Below are 17,612 nucleotides of genomic sequence, written 5' to 3' on the forward strand. Positions count from 1 at the left end.
CCGAGAGTGAGGGCGTCCCATGCCAGGAGAGGATCCGTTCGACGAAGGTGCCGGAAGCATCCTGCGCCAGCCGATGGCCGTCTGGGCCACGGCGGGAGCTTCGGTCGTGGCCTTCATGGGGATCGGGCTCGTCGACCCGATCCTGCCGTCCATCGCCAAGGGGCTGCAGGCGACACCGAGCCAGGTCTCGCTGCTCTTCACCTCCTACTTCCTGATCACCGCCGTCGCGATGCTGGTCACCGGCTGGGTCTCCAGCCGGATCGGCGGCAAGAAGACCCTGCTGGCCGGGCTCGCCCTGGTCGTGGTCTTCGCCGCCCTCTCGGGCACCTCGGGCTCCGTCGGTGAACTGGTCGGCTTCCGGGCCGGCTGGGGTCTTGGCAACGCGCTCTTCGTCTCCACCGCGCTCGCCGTCATCGTCGGCGCGGCGGCGGGCGGCAGCGCCGCCGCGATCCTGCTGTACGAATCGGCGCTCGGTCTCGGGATGGCCTGCGGGCCGCTGGTCGGCGCGCTGCTCGGAAACGCCAGCTGGCGCTACCCGTTCTTCGGCACCGCGGCCCTGATGGCCATCGGCTTCATCTGCATCTCGTTCCTGCTCAAGGAACAGCCCAAGCCGGCCAGGAAGACATCGCTGCTCGACCCCATCAGGGCGCTCGGCCACGGCGGGCTCGCCTCCGTCGCCGGATCGGCCTTCTTCTACAACTACGCGTTCTTCACGGTGCTGGCCTTCACGCCGTTCGTGCTGAACATGACGCCGTACAAGTCGGGCGCGGTCTTCTTCGGCTGGGGTCTGCTGCTCGCGGTGTTCTCCGTACTCGTGGCGCCCCGGCTCCAGAAGCGCTTCGGCACCCTCAAGGTGCTGGGTGCCTCACTGGTGCTGCTCGCCGCCGACCTGGTGGTCCTCGGCTACGGCAGCCACACGACGGCCATCGTCTGCACGATCCTGTCCGGCGCCTTCATCGGCCTCAACAACACCGTCTACACGGAGCTGGCGCTCGGCGTCTCGGACGCGCCGCGCCCGGTGGCGAGTGCGGGGTACAACTTCGTCCGCTGGTTCGCGGCGGCCGCGGCACCCTTCCTCGCCCCGCACATCGAGGGCTGGACCAACATCCACATCCCCTTCGTGGTGGCCGCGGCCGCCGCGGTGGTCGGTGCGCTGGTCGTCTGGGTACGGCGTACGGCGCTGACCCACGAGGCGGAGGAGCTGGAACCGGTCCACGCGACCGAGGACGGCGTGTCCGCCTTCGTGAACTGAACCGGACGGGCAGTCCAGCAGAACAGAACGGCCGGGTGGTCCGGCGGAACCGAACCGGACCGGTCAGTCCAGCGGAACGGACCTGCGCAGCGGATCGCGCAGGTCCGTTCCGCGTGCCAGCCAGCGTTCCTGGAGTTCCCCGGCGCCGTGCACCCGCTTCCACGCCGCCTCGTTGTCCGTCATCGGCAGCAGCGGCAGAAAGCGGACCGGGTCCAGCGGCGCGTCCAGCTCCAGGTCCTCGACCAGCCCGCCGGGCTCGGCGACCAGCACCGAGCTGAACGGCGCGCCGCTCCACAGCGGTTCACCGACGTCGAGCGAGGCGCCCGGAGCCACGATGACGCCCTCCACCTGCGGCGAAGCGGCCAGGACCGCGAGTGGGCGGAGCACCTTGTCGGTGTCGGCGAGTCCGGCACGCACCGAGAGGACCAGCTCCGCGCGCGGCCCCTGCACCGGGTCCGCGAGGGTGGCCGTGGGGTCGGACATGGGGTGTGCGGACATCCCGAGCGTGGCGTAGCGGACGACGGCCGGATCGCGGGCGTCCACGAAGCGCAGCACCTCGATCCGGTCCGTACCGAGGAACGTCACGGCCGCACGGGCGTCCGGCTCACCCAGCGCCGAGCGCAGTCGGGCTTCGACCAGAGCGAGAACATCTGCCATGAGCCCGAGCATAGAGCGCGTATCGAACGGGCAAAGTGGGGGCTTGACGCTTCAGTCGGCTGATAGTCTTGGCCGCTGGTCAGGGCAGCATCATTGTCCCCCACGGGGGACCGGCCGGAGGAGGTGGGACTGCGATGGATCGAGATCCGAGTCGACCGTGCAGTACAAGCCGCTCTTCCGCGCATTTTCCGTGTTCTCTGTGACCTGAGACCCTGCATACCCGGCCCCAACACCGGGAAACCTCCTGAGTCTCATGGCATTTCGCACGCCGGAAGAGCACCTCGCTTCTGTCTGATCCGTGTCTGTAGCGAACGCCGTCACAGCGTCGCCGCGGTTCCGCCCGCTTTGCGGACGTATGAGACCAACACCTCGATACGCCCCCATTCCGGGCAGTGCCACGCCCGCCGACGGCCTCTCCGTGAAGGAGCCCCGCCATGTCGATGATCCGTGACCTGCGCGCAGCGGTCCGTCCCTCCCTGCGCAAGAGCAGCTCCACGCACAGCAATTACGACCCGACCCGCGACCCCTCGGCCAGCAGCGCGGTCGTGGACTGCGCGGTCTACCGGGACGGCGTGCGCGAAGCGGGCAAGAAGTGCCTGACGCCGCGTGAGGCGCTGAAGCGCGCCGACGAGTCCGGCGGTTTCACCTGGATCGGTCTCCATGAGCCGACCGAGGAGGAGTTCTCCGGTATCGCGGCCGAGTTCGGGCTGCACCCGCTCGCGGTCGAGGACGCCGTGCACGCACACCAGCGGCCGAAGCTGGAGCGGTACGACGACACTCTCTTCACCGTCTTCAAGACCATCCACTACGTCGAGCACGCCGAACTCACCTCCACCAGCGAGGTGGTCGAGACCGGCGAGGTGATGTGCTTCACCGGACGGGACTTCGTCATCACCGTCCGGCACGGCGGCCAGGGCTCGCTGCGCGCGCTGCGCCACCGGCTCCAGGAGGACACCGAACTGCTCGCCAAGGGCCCGTCGGCCGTACTGCACGCCATCGCCGACCAGGTGGTCGACGGCTATCTGGCGGTCGCGTCCGCTGTGCAGGACGACATCGACGAGGTCGAGATCGATGTCTTCTCCGAGCCCGCGAAGGGGACTTCGCGCGGCACCGACGCGGGGCGCATCTACCAGCTGAAGCGTGAGGTGCTGGAGTTCAAGCGGGCGGTCTCGCCGCTGCTGCGCCCGATGCAGCAGCTCAGCGAGCGGCCGATGCGGCTCGTCGACCCGGACATCCAGAAGTACTTCCGCGATGTCGCCGACCACCTGGCCCGGGTCCAGGAACAGGTCGTCGGCTTCGACGACCTGCTCAACTCGATCCTCCAGGCGAACCTGGCGCAGGCGACGGTCGCGCAGAACGAGGACATGCGCAAGATCACCGCGTGGGCCGCCATCATCGCCGTGCCGACGATGATCACGGGCGTGTACGGCATGAACTTCCAGCACATGCCCGAACTCCGCTGGCGGTACGGCTACCCCATGGTGATGGTGGGGATCCTGGCCCTGTGTGTCGGCATCCACCGCACCCTGAAGCGGAACGGCTGGCTCTGAGGAGCCGCACCGTCGGCGCCTGCGCACCGCCCTTACGCTGGGCGCATGACACAGACCTTCCTTGAGCGGGCCCTCGTCGAGGAGGCCACCAAGAAGTCCGGCCTCATCTGGGTGCGGGGCAGCGGGCCGGAGCGGGCGCTCTGGCACGTCTGGCACGACGGCGCCGCGCTGCTCATCGGGGACGGCCCCGGGGAGCAGCCGCTGCCGGGGCTGGCCGACGGCGCGGCAGCCGAGGTCACGGTGCGCAGCAAGGACAAGGGCGGCCGGCTGGTCGCCTGGAGCGCGGTGACGGCGGAGCTCGCGCCCCGCTCGGACGCGTGGGAGGCGGCCGTCGCCGAGCTCAAGGGCAAGCGGCTGAACGCGCCGGACGGCGAGGCGATGGTGGAGCGCTGGGCGCGGGAGTGCCGCGTGGTGCGGCTCGTGCCGCGCGGGTCGAGCACGGAGCTGCCGGACGGATCGCTCGCCGCCGTCCCCCTGCCCACACCGGCGACGACCCGTCAGGAGATCCCGGCGGGTCTCCCGAAGCTGCTGCTCAAGCGCAAACGCCGCCGGTGACGGGCGCGCCCCCGCGCGCGCCCTTCCGACGGCCTGGCCCGTGACGTCCTTCGCCCGGCCCCGCCACGGCCGGGACCAGGACGCCTCACGCCTCACGACTCACGGCCAGGTCCGCCTCACGACGTGGGCAGCTCGTGTCCGTGGTCCACGGTGTCGTCCTTGCCCGGCGCCTTCAGGGTGACGCTCCTGTTCCACTCCGTCAGCTGGAGCGCACCCGCGCCGCCCGCCCGCTCGAACCGCAGCGGGTACGGGGTCCCCTTCAGCGACACATCGAGTGTGCCGCCCTGTCCGCCGCCCCCGGTGACCTGGACCGCCGGGACACCGCCCACCTTGGTCCGGTCGCCCTTGCCCAGCGAGCCGTGCAGCCCCAGCAGCCCGTCGAGCAGCGCGTGCATGTCGGTGAACCCGCGGAACTGCCCGTAAGCGGGGTCCTGCTTCGGCACCTTGACGTATTTGTCGTCGAGCTTGCCCGCGGCGGCGGCGCCGTCCTTGCCGTCGGTCTGCTTCCAGAAGCCCGCGCCGGCCTTCACATAGAGCACGTCACCGATCCGCAGGAGCGCGAACGTACTGCTCTTCGAGGTGACCGAGCCGGTGCCGCCGTCGGTGGTGAGCCGCATGTTCAGCTGGTACGAGCCGCCCTTGCCGATCAGCGTGCCGGCGACCCGTACCGCCTTGGCCGCGTCCGCCGCCGTGCGCGCCCTGGTCTCGATCTCCTTCGCGGAGAGCTTGCCGACGCCGTTGGTCCCCGCGTCCGGGTCGTCGCCCGAGCAGGCCGCGAGCGAGACCGCCAGAGCGGCGCACAGCGCGCCTGCCAGTCCTGCCCTGCTGGCCCGGGCGGCCGGGGGAAATGCAGCCACGTGCACTGCCTCTCTTACGAGTGTCCTCACCAGGAGACCGCAGCGTACCCGGGTCCGCCGCCTCCACCGGAACAGAGCCATCCGGACCCGCTGCCGGGGCGGCCCGGAGCAGGACGGGCTAACGTGAGGTCCGGACAAGGCGCCGCAACGGCAGCGAAACGGGCACCGTACGGAGCGTACGAAGAGGAGGCGCGGATGGCGGCAGGCGTCCCCCGGATCTTCGTCTCGCACCTCGCCGGAGTCTCCGTCTTCGACCCGAACGGCGACCAGGTCGGCCGGGTGCGCGACCTCGTCGCGATGCTGCGCGTCGGCACCCGCCCGCCGCGGCTGCTCGGACTGGTCGTCGAGGTGGTCGGCCGCCGCCGGATCTTCCTGCCGATGACCCGGGTCACCGGTATCGAGTCGGGACAGGTCATCACCACCGGCGTGGTCAATGTGCGCCGCTTCGAACAGCGCCCCACCGAGCGGCTGGTCCTCGGCGAGCTGCTCGACCGGCGGGTGCGGCTGACCGGGACGGACGAGCAGGTGACCGTCCTCGACGTGTCCGTGCAGCAGCTCCCGGCCCGCCGCGACTGGGAGATCGACAAGGTCTTCGTACGGAAGGGGAAGGCCGGCGCACTGCGGCGCAAGGGCGAGACCCTGACCGTCGAGTGGTCCGGCGTCACCGGCTTCTCCCTGGAGGAGGAGGGGCAGGGCGCGGAGAGCCTGGTCGCCACCTTCGAGGAGCTGCGCCCGGCCGACCTCGCCAATGTGATGCACCACCTCTCGCCCAAGCGCCGGGCGGAGGTGGCCGCCGCCCTCGACGACGACCGGCTCGCCGACGTACTGGAGGAGCTGCCCGAGGACGACCAGGTGGAGATCCTCGGCAAGCTCCAGGAGGAGCGCGCCGCCGACGTGCTGGAGGCGATGGACCCGGACGACGCCGCCGACCTGCTGAGCGAGCTGCCCGAGGAGGACAAGGAGCGGCTGCTGACGCTGATGCGGCCGGACGACGCGGCCGATGTGCGGCGGCTGCTCTCCTACGAGGAGCGGACCGCGGGCGGTCTGATGACGACCGAGCCGATCGTGCTGCGCCCGGACGCGACGATCGCCGACGCGCTGGCCCGCGTACGCAAGGAGGACCTCTCCCCCGCGCTGGCCGCGCAGGTGTACGTGTGCAGGCCGCCGGACGAGACGCCGACGGGCAAGTACCTGGGCGCGGTGCACTTCCAGCGGCTGCTGCGCGATCCGCCGTTCACCCTGGTCGGCGCGATCGTCGACAGCGACCTGCCGCCGCTGCCGCCACAGGCCACACTGCCGGTGCTGACCAGCTATCTCGCCGCGTACAACCTGCTCGCGGCGCCCGTCGTGGATGAGAGCGGCTCGCTGCTCGGGGTGGTCACCGTCGACGACGTGCTCGACCACCTGCTGCCGAGCGACTGGCGCGAGACCGACTTCCACCAGGATTCCGGGGTGCCCGACGACCGGCCGGTGGAGGACGACCGGCCGGTGGAGGACGACCGCCCGGCCGAGGACGACCGCCCGGCCGAGGACGACCGCCCGGCGGAGGCCGCCGATGACCGCTGAGCCGACGTCCAGGGGACGTCTCGACCAGCCGCTGCAACCGAAGCGGCGCTGGCTGCCGGAGTACGACCCGGAGTCCTTCGGGCGGACATCGGAGCGGGTCGCGCGGTTCCTGGGGACCGGGCGGTTCATCGTCTGGATGACGGTCGTCATCGTCATCTGGGTGGTGTGGAACACCTGGGCGCCGCACGCGCTGCGCTTCGACCCGTTCCCCTTCATCTTCCTGACCCTGGTGCTCTCGCTCCAGGCGTCGTACGCGGCCCCGCTGATCCTCCTCGCGCAGAACCGCCAGGACGACAGGGACCGGGTCAATCTGGAGCAGGACCGCAACCAGAACGAACGGTCCATCGCCGACACCGAGTACCTCACCCGGGAGATCGCCGCGCTCCGGATGGGCCTGGGCGAGGTCGCCACCCGTGACTGGATCCGGTCCGAACTCCAGGACCTGGTGAAGGACATGGCGGAGCGGCGTCAGATATTCCCGCGGGAAAGTGACGAAGCCGACCACTGACCGCTCTTTCCCGGGTCCGCTGTCGGCGCCGTACCATCGACGCATGGCTATGGAAGACGCGGTGCGTGAAGCACTGGCGACAGTGAACGACCCCGAGATCCACCGTCCGATCACCGAACTCGGCATGGTCAAATCGGTCGACATCGGAGCGGACGGGGCGGTCGCTGTCACGGTCTACCTCACCGTCTCCGGCTGCCCGATGCGCGAGACCATCACCACCAACGTCACCGACGCGGTCGCCCGTGTCGAGGGTGTGACAGCGGTCAGCGTCGAGCTGGACGTGATGAGCGACGAGCAGCGCAAGGAGCTCGCGACCTCGCTGCGCGGCGGCACAGCGGAGCGCGAGGTGCCCTTCGCCAAGCCCGGCTCGCTGACCCGGGTGTACGCGGTCGCGTCCGGGAAGGGCGGCGTCGGCAAGTCGTCGGTGACGGTCAACCTGGCCGCCGCGCTGGCCGCCGACGGCCTGAAGGTCGGCGTGGTCGACGCGGACATCTACGGACACAGCGTGCCGCGGATGCTCGGTGCGGACGGCCGGCCGACCCAGGTCGAGAACATGATCATGCCGCCGTCGGCGCACGGCGTGAAGGTCATCTCGATCGGCATGTTCACCCCGGGCAACGCCCCGGTGGTGTGGCGCGGGCCGATGCTGCACCGCGCGCTCCAGCAGTTCCTGGCGGACGTCTACTGGGGCGACCTCGACGTGCTCCTGCTCGACCTGCCGCCGGGCACCGGCGACATCGCGATCTCGGTGGCGCAGCTCGTGCCGAACGCCGAGATCCTGGTGGTCACCACCCCGCAGCAGGCCGCGGCCGAGGTGGCGGAGCGGGCCGGCTCCATCGCCGTGCAGACGCACCAGAAGATCGTCGGTGTCGTCGAGAACATGTCGGGCCTGCCCTGCCCGCACTGCGACGAGATGGTCGACGTCTTCGGTACGGGCGGCGGGCAGAAGGTCGCCGACGGCCTGACGAAGACCACCGGGGCGACCGTGCCGGTGCTCGGCTCCATCCCGATCGACGTACGGCTGCGCGAGGGCGGCGACGAGGGCAAGCCCGTCGTGCTGACCGACCCCGACTCCCCGGCGGGCACCGCGCTGCGCGAGATCGCCAACAAGCTGAGCAGCCGCCAGCGGGGTCTGGCGGGCATGTCGCTCGGGGTCACCCCGCGCAACAAGTTCTAGGTCCTGTCCGGCCGAAGGGGACACACACGCACACCCGGGGGCGGTCCGCTTCGGCGGCCGCCCCCGGGTGTGTTCCGCAGTCGCGGTGTACGGCCGGCTGTGGTGCGGTTCTGTCTCTTGTCCGGTCTGTCTCTTGTCCGGTCTGTCTCGTGTCCGGTCTGTCTCTTGTCCGGGCCCGCTGTCACGTCACACGTACGTGGTGATGTCCTTGACCACGGCGAAGCCCAGCCCGTACGCGCTCATCCCGCGCCCGTACGCCCCCAGGTGGACCCCGGTCTCGGTGGCCCCGGCCAGCACCCAGCCGAACTCGGTCTCGCGGTAGGCGAACGGCGTCGGCACCCCGTCCACCGGCAGCGTCAGCTCCGACCACTCCGGGCCGGACAGGTCGTCCGCCAGCTCGAACGCGGCCTCGGTCTGCTGGTCGAGCCAGTCGTCGCGCAGGGAGTGGTCCAGCTGCGCGGGCCAGGTGCAGGCCAGCAGGCCGGAGCCCGCGAGCCAGGCCGCGGAGGAGACCGTGGTGGCCTCCAGCACGCCCGTACCGTCCCCGCTGCGCCGCACGGGGCTGGACGCGATGGTCACGACTGCCGCGAAGTGTTCCTTGTCCGGTTGTGCGTCCGGTCTGACAGCCGGCTCGTCACCGTGCCCAAGGGAGCCGTGCTGGACCGCGCCGTCCGCCGCGACGCCCACCTGCATCAGCCGCCGCGGGCCGGTGAACGCCTCGTCCAGTCCGTACCAGGAAAAGGGCGCCCTCAGATAGTCGTCGACCGCGTGGGTCCCTGTCCGACTCGTCGTCTCCATGTGCCGGCCGCCTCCTCGATCCTCAGCGTCCGAAGCGGCCCACCCCCACGGGCGCCCTCACTGCCGGACAGATGGAGAATACTCAGGTGGCGTCGGCGTCGAACGGCGGACGCACTTCGGTGTCGACCGTCACACTCTTCTTCTGCAGGTCAGGGCCGCTCTTCTTCAGCAGGTCCGGGCCTGTCGATGAGCCATTGGCACTACTCGGGGCGATCTCGGCCGCGGTCTCCGTGTCACTCCCGTCGGCGATCGACCTGCCGTTCACCACGTCGGTGATCTCGGAGATCTCCTTCTTCAGGTCGAAGCTGCTGCGGATCTCCTTGAGCCCGAGCTCATCACTGCCGTCCATGAGCTGCTTGCGCACGAACGTCTTGGGGTTCAGGTCCTCGAACTCGAAGTCCTTGAACTCGGGGCCGAGTTCGGTGCGGATGTCCTCCTTGGCGCTCTCGGAGAACTCGCGGATCTTCCGGATCGTACGAGTGACGTCCTGGATGACCTTCGGCAGCTTGTCCGGGCCGAAAACAATCACGGCGAGGACCACGAGCGTCACGATCTCAAGGGGGCCTACGTCATTGAACACTTTTGCTCCTGGTGTTCTCCGCGGCCCGCAGGTCGGGGTGTGGTCCGGGCCCCGACCACGGTACCCGGCGAATATGTCCGGACGGTACCTTCCGCCGGTCTTTCATGTGCCGTCGGCCGATCCAAGAGTCAAGGTCACAGGCCGGTCCCGGCCGTCCCGGCGGACGGTGAGGGCCAGCTCGTCGCCCGGCCGGTGCGCCCGGATCCTGACGATCAGATCCGGTGCGCTGTGCACCGGTTCACCGTCCACACCTGTGACGATGTCCCCCGCCTCGATGCCGGCGGCGGCCCCCGCACCCCCCGCTGCCACGGCCGCGCCGCCGTCGTTCGCCCGGTCCGCCACCCGGGCACCGTCACCCGCGTACTTCATGTCGAGTGTGACACCGATCACGGGGTGCGCGGCCCTGCCGTTGTTGATGAGTTCCTCGGCGACACGCTTCGCCTGGTTGATGGGGATCGCGAACCCGAGCCCGATCGAGCCGCCCTGGCCGCTCTCTGAGTCCGAGCTGCCGTCGGCGGCGCGGATCGCGCTGTTGATGCCGATGACCTGGGCCCTGGCGTCGACCAGCGGGCCCCCCGAGTTGCCCGGGTTGATCGGGGCGTCGGTCTGGAGCGCGTCGACATAGCTGACGTCGCTTCCCTCGTCCTTGCCGCCTCCCGAGGTGATCGGGCGGTCCTTGGCGCTGATGATGCCGGAGGTCACCGTGTTGGGGAGGTCGAAGGGGGCGCCGATGGCGACGACCGGGTCGCCGACCTGCACGTTGTCGGAGTTGCCCAACGGCAGCGGGGTGAGCCCGGCGACCCCGCTGACCTTGACCACGGCCAGGTCGTAACCGCTGTCCCGGCCGACGACCTGAGCCTTGGCGGTCTCGCCGCTGCTGAACGTGACGGTGATGTCGCCGGCGGATCCTGCGGGTTCGACCACGTGGTTGTTGGTGAGGATGCGCCCCTCACGGTCGAGGACGAAACCGGTACCGGTGTCCGCCTCGCTGCTTCCCCTCACATGCAGGGTGACGACGCTGGGCAGCGCGCTCGCCGCGATCCCGGCCACGGTGCCCCGCGCGCGGGCGGGGCTCTCCTTGGCGGCCTGCGGGAGCCGGACGTCCGCGAACGAGCCGTTCAGTACGGAGTACGCGCCGAGACCGCCGCCGATGACACCGGTGACCAGCGCGACCACCACCATGACCACGACCGTTCCGCGTCGGCGCCTCTCCCTGACCGGCGGCGGAGGCGGTGACGGGGGCGCGCCCCACGGGTCGTGGCGCAGCCACTGCGAGGGCTGCTGTACGGGGAACTGGACCGGCTGCTGCGCGGGCTGCTGCGCGGGCTGCTGCCCCGGCTGGTGCGGTGGTTGTGGGTGGGGTGGTTGTGGGTGGGGCGGTTGCGAGTGGGGCGGCTGTGGGTGGTGCGGTTGTTGTGGCGGGAGGGGCTGGTGATGCGTCTGCGGTATGTGGTGCTGCGGAGGCTGCACGGCACCCGTGTAGGGCGGTGGGACGTGAGTGCCACCGGCGGGGGTGGGGACGGGCCGCTGGACGGGCGGTGCGGGGGCCCAGGGGCCCGGACCACCGTAGGGCGGGGTGCCATAGGGGTCCGGGTCGTGCAGCGGGCGTGGGCGACCGGCAGGGCCGTCGCTCCGTACGGGCGGCGCGTGGGTACCGCTCGCCGGGGCCTCCGCGGATGGCAGGGGCTCAGCAGGTGCCGGCGGCTCCGCAGGTGCCGGGGCCTTCCCGGATATCAGGCGCTCCGCAGACGCCGGCGGCTCAGCAGATGCCGAGGCCTCATCGGATGCCCGCGGCTCGGCCAGGGGCAGCGGGTGGGCCGGCGACGGCTGGGGCTGGGGCTGGGGCTGGGCGCGAGGTTCGGACTCCAGCGGGGGCAGCGGCTCGCGCAGAGGCGATCCGGCCCCGGATATGTGGGGTGACACGACCCCGGCCGGAGTCCCGTCGGCCGGCGGGTGCGGCAACGGCGGCGCGGGACGTCCCGCCGCAGGGCTGCTCCACCACTTGACGTCCGGCCCGGTGGGCTTCCCGTCGTCCATGCTCTCCCCGCACCTGCCCCGCGCTCCGCGTGCCCTGTGGCGGGCAGCCTTTCAGGGATTCAACCAGGTTTCCAGGTGTCCGGAGCCCGCTCAGTGCCCGGCAGAAGCCGGCAGACCCGAGGCCCCCGGAGCGGCCAGCGGGGCGGGTGGCGGCGTGGTCGTGGGGCTTGCCTGCGCGCTCGGCCGGGCGGGCCCGGGCGGGGTGGCGGCCATCGGAGGACGTATGGCGGACAGCGACGAGACGGTGACCAGGGGCGTCGTGAGCGAGTACAGGGACTGCCGGGCCGGGCGGGCGCCGGATGCGGACGTCGAGTGCCGTCCGGCGAAGGCGGTGGGCAGGACCGGGGGCCGTCCATCGTTGGTCAGCCGGGCGCCGTCGCCGCTGCGGCGGCGGTGCAGGTCCGTCCCGATGCCGACCGGGTCGGTGGCGCTCATCGGGGTCACGTTGTTGGGCGGGCCGTCCGTGTGCACCGGGGCTTCCGCGCCGTCGAACGGCAGCGTGCCGCCCAGTGCGATGGCGGCCAGCGAGAACGCGCTGGCGGCCGCAAACGCGAATCTCCGGCCCCGCCAGGCCGACCGCTCCTGATCGCTGCGGCCCACGGGGTGGACCCGGAATCCGCTGGCCGGGCCGCTGTCCGGAATCGTGGTGGCGTGCGGTCCGGCGGGCACATAGCCGAAGGTGTCGATCCGGGGGTCGGACGAGCGCCCGTCCGACGACCGGGCAGGTCCGAAGATTTCGTCGGCGAAGCGGCCGCCGAAAGGTCCACGCCGACCGGGGTCGTCGGCGCCGGGTCCGCCGGGCAGTCCCTGGAGACGGGCGAGCAGTCCTTCGGAGGGCGGCGGGGGCGCGGTCTCGGCGAAAACGCTCTTCAGCCGACGCTGCGCGTCAGCTTCGGTCTTGCACTTCGCGCAGGTGGCCAGGTGCGCGAGCACCCGCTCGCGGGCGTCGTGCTTCAGCTCACCGTCGACCAGTGCGGCGAGCCGGTCCCCGAGGTGCTGCTCGGCCGGGGTCGGACTGGATCCACTCACGCGGTCCCATCCTCTCCATCCAGGCCGGGAGCCACCCCGGCCAGCGCGCGCTGCTCGGCGCGACGGGCCTCGGGCGAACGGTGCTTGAGAGCCTTGCGCAGGTGGGAGCGGCCGCGGTGGATCCTGCTGCGTACGGTGCCGAGCTTGACGCCCAGCGTCGCGGCGATCTCCTCGTACGACAGCCCCTCGATGTCGCAGAGGACCACGGCCGCGCGGAACTCCGGAGCGAGGGTGTCCAGCGCCTGCTGGACGTCCGCGTCGAAGTGGGTGTCGTGGAAGACCTGCTGCGGCGACGGCTCACGGCTCGGCAGCCGCTCGGCAGCGTCGTCCCCGAGGGCGTCGAAGCGGATCCGCTGCTTGCGGCGGACCATGTCCAGGAAGAGGTTGGTGGTGATGCGGTGCAGCCAGCCCTCGAAGGTGCCCGGGGTGTACGTCGACAGCGAGCGGAAGACGCGGACGAAGACTTCCTGTGTGAGGTCCTCGGCGTCGTGCTGGTTGCCGGTCAGGCGGTAAGCGAGCCGGTAGACCCGGCCGCTGTGCGTACTGACGATCTCCTCCCACGAGGGCGGAGTCCATGTCTGCGCGTCCGCGTCTGAGGCGAAGGTCGCGGTCTGTACGGAGTCAGCAGCGCTGGAGCTGTCAGCAATGTCGGTCACGGATTTCGGCTCACCCGCCGACCTGAGAAAGCGCCGCAGCACTCCTCCCCGATCCACAGGCGCAGCCGCACCTCCCCTGTCGGCTCTGGTGGTGTCCAGTGGAGCCCCTACCATAGCCACCTCGCCCGTTAGCTCCGGATAAGCCTGATTGCCGGACTGATTGCCGGAATCCTCGTACATCCGCATCCCCCCCTGCCCTCCTACAACGCCCGGTCCCATCTGCGGGTTCCCGGGCGCAGCGGATACAGTCACGAGTGCGCCAACTACGGGGACAGGAGAGGGCCATTACCGCCAACCGGCAGACGAGCTGGGCCTTCGCCGACGCTTTTGTCGCCGAGGACGAAGCCCTGCGCTGGGCCCGTGACCGGGCCCGCGACTCAGGCCTGCCCTCGGTCTCGCCAGGCACCGGAGCGGCGCTGCGGCTGCTCGCCGCCACCACGGACGCGAAATCGGTGGCCGAAATCGGTACGGGCACCGGCGTATCGGGCATCTATCTGCTGCAGGGAATGCGGCCGGACGGCGTGCTGACCACCGTCGACCCGGAGCCCGAGCGCCAGGGCTTCGCCCGGCAGGCGTTCCGCTCGGCCGGCTTCGCGGCGAACCGGTCGCGCTTCATCCCCGGCCGCGCTCTCGACGTACTGCCGCGCCTCGCGGACGGCGGGTACGACCTCGTGTTCTGCGACGGCGACCGGCTGGAGTCGCTCGATGTGCTCGCTGAATCGTTGCGTCTGCTGCGGCCCGGCGGACTGGTGTGCTTCGAGGGGGTTTTCGCGGACGGCCGCACCGTCGACTCCGCCGCCCAGCCCGCCGAAGTGCTGCATCTGCGGGACCTGCTGCGCACCGTGCGCGAGAGCCAGGAGCTGCTGCCCTCGCTGCTCCCGGTCGGCGACGGGCTGCTCTGCGCCGTACGCCTGGGCTGACCCAACGGCCGTCCCGGAAATCCGCCACCGCCGCAGACACCCGGACCGAGGCGCCGCGAACACCACACCGCGGAAGATCACGCCGCGGAAGATCACAGCCTCAAACACCACTGCCCCGGCCGGAGCCGGGGCAGTGGAGAGAACAATGGGGGGCGTCCGCGTCAGCCGACGACCTTCTTCAGCGCGTCGCCGAGTGCATCGGCCTCGTCCGGAGTCAGCTCGACAACGAGTCGTCCGCCGCCTTCGAGCGGAACGCGCATGACGATGCCCCGCCCCTCCTTGGTCACCTCGAGCGGGCCGTCGCCCGTCCGCGGCTTCATGGCCGCCATGCTCGTTCCCCTTCCTGAAACCAGCTCATCGCAGCCGACAACCCAGGTGTCACCGGCATCGAACATATTGCTTCCCAGCCATTATCCCGCATCCCAGGACCCGATGACCAACATCGGTCTGCATCGCTTGCGCAACGCACTTCCCCAAAACCACTCAATTCGGCGTTCCCCCTGCGATACTGCGCCGCCTCGTCCACCATTCTTGACCAGCATTGTTTGACGCAGGTCACATGTTCGCCGCTGATGATCTCCGGCATGCTGAGCTGCGGACGACGAATCAGCACCATCAGCAGCCGACAACCAGCAGCGGAGGGCCCCATGGCGGACACCGTGCTCTACGAGGTGACCGACGGACTCGCGACGGTCACCATCAACCGTCCCGACTCCATGAACGCGATGAACACCGAGGCGAAGGTCGCCCTGCGCGACGCGGTACGGACCGCGGCTGCGGCCTCCGACGTACGGGCCGTACTGCTCACCGCCACCGGGCGCGCCTTCTGCGTCGGGCAGGACCTCAAGGAGCACATCTCCTCGCTGACGGCCGACCGCGAGGCGGGCACCGGGCGCACCATGTCCACCGTGCAGGAGCACTACAACCCGATCGTGCGGGCCCTCACGGAGATGCCGAAGCCGGTCGTCGCCGGGGTCAACGGCGTCGCTGCGGGGGCAGGGCTCGGCTTCGCGCTCGCCGCCGATTACCGGGTCGTGGCCGACACCGCGAAATTCACCACGTCGTTCGCGGGTGTCGCGCTCACCGCGGACTCGGGCGTCTCCTGGACGCTCCCCCGGCTGATCGGCCAGAGCCGCGCAGCCGATCTGCTGCTGTTCCCGCGCTCGTTCGGCGCGCAGGAGGCGTACGAGCTGGGCATCGCCAACAAGCTGGTGCCGGAGGCCGATCTGGCGTCGGAGGCGCTGGCCGTGGCCCGCGCGCTCGCCGACGGCCCGACGGTCGCGTACGCGGCGATCAAGGAGTCCCTCGCTTACGGAGCCGGCCACCCGCTCCGCGAGGCTCTGGAGAAGGAGGACGAACTCCAGACGCGTGCGGGGGCGTCGGAGGACCACCTGATCGCGGTCGAGGCCTTCGTCGGCAAGACGAAGCCGCGGTATCTGGGGCGCTGACACCGCCGCCGCGGGGCAGCCCTTCGGTACAGGCCGGCCGGCCGCGCTGATCAGCCCGCCGGTACGAGCCGGCCGCACCCCCGGATCAGCCCGCCCCCGCCGGCGGTGTCAGCCGCCCGTGGAGGTCCGCCCGGCGAAGCAGTCCGCCAGGTGGTCGTCGACCAGGCCGCACGCCTGCATCAGGGCATAGGCCGTGGTCGGGCCGACGAAGCGCAGGCCGCGTTTTTTGAGTGCCCCGGCCAGCGCCGTGGACTCCGGCGTCACCGCGGGGATGTCGGCGATGCGGCGGGGCGCCCGGCGGGTGGCCGGATCCGGGGCGTACGACCAGATCAGCTCGTCGAGTACGCCGGGCTCCCAGCCCGCGAGCTCCCGGGCATTGGCGAGGGTCGCGTCGATCTTGGCGCGATTGCGGATGATCCCGGGGTCGGCGAGCAGCCGGTCCCGGTCTCCGTCGGTGAACGCGGCCACCGCGGCGATGGAGAACCCGGAGAAGGCCTTACGGAATCCCTCACGGCGGCGCAGGATGGTGATCCACGAGAGCCCCGACTGGAACGCCTCCAGGCAGAGCCGCTCGTACAGCGCGTCGTCGCCGTGGAGCGGACGGCCCCACTCGCTGTCGTGGTACTCGACGTAGTCCACGGTTGACACCCCCCACGGACAGCGCAGCTTCCCGTCGGCTCCCGGGACGGCGTCCGAGGTCATCGACCCGGGTCCTCGTCGTTGACGGCCGCTGCCCGCGCACCGGCGAGCGCCGCTTCCAGCTCGGCGATCCGCGCGTCGCGCTCGGCCAGTTCGGCGCCCAGCCTGCCCAGCACGTCGTCCACGTCGGACATCCGGTAGCCGCGCACCACCATGGGCAGCCGCAGCGCCTCGATGTCCGCGCGGCCGACCGGGCGGGCGGCGGGCAGCGGATCGACGGGCAGTTCGGGGGAAGCATCGGACAGTACGGCGCCGTCACTGCCGCCGATCACCGCGAGAGTGACCGCGGCGACCACCACGACCATCGCGATCAGCAAGAACCAGAACACGAGTGAGCCTCTCCCCGGATAGCGGAACCGTGCGGATCCGATCGTGCCATGCGTACCTGGCCGTTAGGGTCGCAGGCGACTCAGCGGGTGAATTCAGAGGGTGAGGAGCAGGCGGATGCTGCGGTTGGGACGGCGCGAGTTCGACGCGCACGAACCGGTGATCATGGCGATCGTCAACCGGACCCCGGACTCGTTCTACGACCAGGGGGCGACCTTCCGCGACGAGCCGGCGCTCTCCCGGGTGGAGCAGGCGGTGTCCGAAGGGGCGGCCATCATCGACATCGGCGGGGTCAAGGCGGGCCCCGGCGAGGAGGTGACGGCCGAGGAGGAGGCGCGGCGTACGGTCGGTTTCGTCGCCGAGGTGCGGCGGCGCCACCCCGATGTGGTGATCAGCGTGGACACCTGGCGCCACGATGTCGGTGCGGCGGTGTGCGAGGCGGGCGCGGATGTGCTGAACGACGCGTGGGGCGGGGTCGATCCGGAACTGGCCGCTGTCGCCGCCCGGTTCGGCGCGGGCCTGGTCTGTACGCACGCGGGCGGCGCCGAACCGCGTACCCGGCCGCACCGGGTCACGTACGACGACGTCATGGACGACATCCTGCGGGTCACGGTCGGCCTCGCGGAGCGGGCGGTCGCGCTGGGCGTCAGGCCCGACGGGATCATGATCGACCCCGGCCACGACTTCGGGAAGAACACCCGGCACTCACTGGAGGCCACCCGCAGGCTGGGCGAGATGACCGCGACGGGGTGGCCGGTGCTGGTCTCCCTGTCCAACAAGGACTTCGTGGGCGAGACGCTCGACAAGCCGGTCAAGGAACGGCTGCTCGGGACGCTGGCCACGACGGCGGTGTCGGCGTGGCTGGGGGCGCAGGTGTACCGGGTGCACGAAGTGGCCGAGACCCGGCAGGTGCTGGACATGGTGGCGACGATCGCGGGCCACCGGGCGCCGGCGGTGGCCCGGCGGGGGCTGGCCTAGGGGCTGTCCGTCCTCTGC

19 protein-coding genes are annotated in these 17,612 nt (G+C 70.9%); 9 read left to right on the forward strand and 10 right to left on the reverse strand.

Annotated features, from left to right (window positions below; all coding sequences use genetic code 11):
* The first annotated feature begins 19 nt into the window (after nt 1-19).
* Nucleotides 20-1,252 (forward strand): MFS transporter, encoded by a 1,233-nt coding sequence (locus tag OG385_RS08735; RefSeq protein ID WP_266853379.1) that lies wholly within the window; start codon nt 20-22, stop codon nt 1,250-1,252.
* A 63-nt stretch (nt 1,253-1,315) separates the two neighbouring features.
* Here the strand turns inward: OG385_RS08735 and OG385_RS08740 are convergent, their stop codons facing one another.
* The gene (locus OG385_RS08740) at nt 1,316-1,909 is read right to left on the reverse strand and encodes a suppressor of fused domain protein (protein WP_266853381.1); all 594 of its coding nucleotides are present in this window, start codon (nt 1,907-1,909) and stop codon (nt 1,316-1,318) included.
* Nucleotides 1,910-2,343: 434 nt separating this feature from the next.
* Between OG385_RS08740 and OG385_RS08745 the strand changes: the two genes are divergently transcribed.
* Entirely contained in the window at nt 2,344-3,459 is a 1,116-nt protein-coding gene (locus OG385_RS08745) for a magnesium and cobalt transport protein CorA (protein WP_266853383.1), read from the forward strand.
* A gap of 45 nt (nt 3,460-3,504) precedes the next feature.
* A complete protein-coding gene (locus OG385_RS08750) occupies nt 3,505-4,014 on the forward strand; it encodes a hypothetical protein (protein ID WP_266853385.1) in 510 nt (169 codons plus the stop codon).
* A 116-nt stretch (nt 4,015-4,130) separates the two neighbouring features.
* Here OG385_RS08750 and OG385_RS08755 read toward each other — a convergent pair whose 3' ends face one another.
* Nucleotides 4,131-4,871, reverse strand: coding sequence for a hypothetical protein (locus tag OG385_RS08755; protein WP_266853387.1), 741 nt, complete (start codon nt 4,869-4,871; stop codon nt 4,131-4,133).
* 195 nt (nt 4,872-5,066) lie between these two features.
* On the opposite strand from OG385_RS08755, the gene OG385_RS08760 reads away from it, so the two are divergent.
* From OG385_RS08760 to OG385_RS08770, 3 genes are read left to right on the forward strand one after another with little or no spacing between them, the layout of a single operon-like run.
* Complete coding sequence (locus OG385_RS08760) at nt 5,067-6,437, forward strand: CBS domain-containing protein (RefSeq protein ID WP_266853388.1); 1,371 nt, start codon at nt 5,067-5,069, stop codon at nt 6,435-6,437.
* Complete coding sequence (locus tag OG385_RS08765; protein ID WP_266853390.1) at nt 6,427-6,945, forward strand: DUF1003 domain-containing protein; 519 nt, start codon at nt 6,427-6,429, stop codon at nt 6,943-6,945. The genes OG385_RS08760 and OG385_RS08765 overlap by 11 nt, the downstream gene beginning before the upstream one ends.
* 43 nt (nt 6,946-6,988) lie before the next feature.
* A complete protein-coding gene (locus OG385_RS08770) occupies nt 6,989-8,122 on the forward strand; it encodes an Mrp/NBP35 family ATP-binding protein (RefSeq protein ID WP_266853391.1) in 1,134 nt (377 codons plus the stop codon).
* A 186-nt stretch (nt 8,123-8,308) separates the two neighbouring features.
* Here OG385_RS08770 and OG385_RS08775 read toward each other — a convergent pair whose 3' ends face one another.
* The 5 genes from OG385_RS08775 to sigE all read right to left on the reverse strand — a co-directional run bounded on the left by OG385_RS08775 (nt 8,309) and on the right by sigE (nt 13,336).
* The gene (locus OG385_RS08775; RefSeq protein ID WP_266853393.1) at nt 8,309-8,920 is read right to left on the reverse strand and encodes a hypothetical protein; all 612 of its coding nucleotides are present in this window, start codon (nt 8,918-8,920) and stop codon (nt 8,309-8,311) included.
* 82 nt (nt 8,921-9,002) lie between these two features.
* Entirely contained in the window at nt 9,003-9,500 is a 498-nt protein-coding gene (locus OG385_RS08780; protein WP_266853395.1) for a sec-independent translocase, read from the reverse strand.
* 102 nt (nt 9,501-9,602) lie between these two features.
* Nucleotides 9,603-10,682: a trypsin-like peptidase domain-containing protein gene (locus tag OG385_RS37365; RefSeq protein WP_323183666.1), complete on the reverse strand. Its 1,080-nt coding sequence runs from the start codon at nt 10,680-10,682 to the stop codon at nt 9,603-9,605.
* 945 nt (nt 10,683-11,627) lie between these two features.
* Nucleotides 11,628-12,566 (reverse strand): anti-sigma factor, encoded by a 939-nt coding sequence (locus OG385_RS08790; RefSeq protein ID WP_266853398.1) that lies wholly within the window; start codon nt 12,564-12,566, stop codon nt 11,628-11,630.
* Nucleotides 12,563-13,336, reverse strand: a complete 774-nt coding sequence (sigE, locus tag OG385_RS08795; protein ID WP_203600723.1) for an RNA polymerase sigma factor SigE — start codon at nt 13,334-13,336, stop codon at nt 12,563-12,565. Before sigE ends, OG385_RS08790 begins: the two co-directional genes overlap by 4 nt.
* A gap of 140 nt (nt 13,337-13,476) precedes the next feature.
* Between sigE and OG385_RS08800 the strand changes: the two genes are divergently transcribed.
* Nucleotides 13,477-14,142, forward strand: a complete 666-nt coding sequence (locus OG385_RS08800; RefSeq protein ID WP_266853401.1) for an O-methyltransferase — start codon at nt 13,477-13,479, stop codon at nt 14,140-14,142.
* 161 nt (nt 14,143-14,303) lie between these two features.
* On the opposite strand, the gene OG385_RS08805 is transcribed toward OG385_RS08800, so the two are convergent.
* Nucleotides 14,304-14,471, reverse strand: coding sequence for a DUF3117 domain-containing protein (locus tag OG385_RS08805; protein ID WP_003966491.1), 168 nt, complete (start codon nt 14,469-14,471; stop codon nt 14,304-14,306).
* A 318-nt stretch (nt 14,472-14,789) separates the two neighbouring features.
* Between OG385_RS08805 and OG385_RS08810 the strand changes: the two genes are divergently transcribed.
* Nucleotides 14,790-15,590 carry an enoyl-CoA hydratase/isomerase family protein gene (locus OG385_RS08810; RefSeq protein ID WP_266853403.1) on the forward strand — a complete coding sequence of 267 codons (801 nt, stop codon included), beginning with the start codon at nt 14,790-14,792 and terminating at the stop codon, nt 15,588-15,590.
* A gap of 108 nt (nt 15,591-15,698) precedes the next feature.
* Here the strand turns inward: OG385_RS08810 and OG385_RS08815 are convergent, their stop codons facing one another.
* Both OG385_RS08815 and OG385_RS08820 read right to left on the reverse strand, forming a co-directional pair.
* Nucleotides 15,699-16,292 (reverse strand): DNA-3-methyladenine glycosylase I, encoded by a 594-nt coding sequence (locus OG385_RS08815; protein WP_266853405.1) that lies wholly within the window; start codon nt 16,290-16,292, stop codon nt 15,699-15,701.
* Nucleotides 16,289-16,618, reverse strand: coding sequence for a DivIVA domain-containing protein (locus tag OG385_RS08820; RefSeq protein WP_266853407.1), 330 nt, complete (start codon nt 16,616-16,618; stop codon nt 16,289-16,291). The genes OG385_RS08815 and OG385_RS08820 overlap by 4 nt, the downstream gene beginning before the upstream one ends.
* 115 nt (nt 16,619-16,733) lie before the next feature.
* On the opposite strand from OG385_RS08820, the gene folP reads away from it, so the two are divergent.
* Complete coding sequence (gene folP, locus OG385_RS08825; protein WP_266853409.1) at nt 16,734-17,594, forward strand: dihydropteroate synthase; 861 nt, start codon at nt 16,734-16,736, stop codon at nt 17,592-17,594.
* Nucleotides 17,595-17,612 lie beyond the last annotated feature (18 nt).

Source organism: Streptomyces sp. NBC_01306, assembly GCF_026340465.1.
GTDB lineage: Bacteria > Actinomycetota > Actinomycetes > Streptomycetales > Streptomycetaceae > Streptomyces.

What these genes read in the sequence shown, in the direction of transcription:
- folP (WP_266853409.1), top strand. Translation starts at nt 16,734, where the DNA reads ATGCTGCGGTTGGGACGGCGCGAGTTCGACGCGCACGAACCGGTGATC.
- OG385_RS08805 (WP_003966491.1), bottom strand. Translation starts at nt 14,471, where the DNA reads ATGGCGGCCATGAAGCCGCGGACGGGCGACGGCCCGCTCGAGGTGACC.
- OG385_RS08765 (WP_266853390.1), top strand. Translation starts at nt 6,427, where the DNA reads ATGACCGCTGAGCCGACGTCCAGGGGACGTCTCGACCAGCCGCTGCAA.
- OG385_RS08735 (WP_266853379.1), top strand. Translation starts at nt 20, where the DNA reads ATGCCAGGAGAGGATCCGTTCGACGAAGGTGCCGGAAGCATCCTGCGC.
- OG385_RS08775 (WP_266853393.1), bottom strand. Translation starts at nt 8,920, where the DNA reads ATGGAGACGACGAGTCGGACAGGGACCCACGCGGTCGACGACTATCTG.
- OG385_RS08745 (WP_266853383.1), top strand. Translation starts at nt 2,344, where the DNA reads ATGTCGATGATCCGTGACCTGCGCGCAGCGGTCCGTCCCTCCCTGCGC.
- OG385_RS08810 (WP_266853403.1), top strand. Translation starts at nt 14,790, where the DNA reads ATGGCGGACACCGTGCTCTACGAGGTGACCGACGGACTCGCGACGGTC.
- OG385_RS08740 (WP_266853381.1), bottom strand. Translation starts at nt 1,909, where the DNA reads ATGGCAGATGTTCTCGCTCTGGTCGAAGCCCGACTGCGCTCGGCGCTG.
- OG385_RS08760 (WP_266853388.1), top strand. Translation starts at nt 5,067, where the DNA reads ATGGCGGCAGGCGTCCCCCGGATCTTCGTCTCGCACCTCGCCGGAGTC.
- OG385_RS08750 (WP_266853385.1), top strand. Translation starts at nt 3,505, where the DNA reads ATGACACAGACCTTCCTTGAGCGGGCCCTCGTCGAGGAGGCCACCAAG.
- sigE (WP_203600723.1), bottom strand. Translation starts at nt 13,336, where the DNA reads ATGGTAGGGGCTCCACTGGACACCACCAGAGCCGACAGGGGAGGTGCG.
- OG385_RS08770 (WP_266853391.1), top strand. Translation starts at nt 6,989, where the DNA reads ATGGCTATGGAAGACGCGGTGCGTGAAGCACTGGCGACAGTGAACGAC.
- OG385_RS37365 (WP_323183666.1), bottom strand. Translation starts at nt 10,682, where the DNA reads ATGGTGGTGGTCGCGCTGGTCACCGGTGTCATCGGCGGCGGTCTCGGC.
- OG385_RS08815 (WP_266853405.1), bottom strand. Translation starts at nt 16,292, where the DNA reads ATGACCTCGGACGCCGTCCCGGGAGCCGACGGGAAGCTGCGCTGTCCG.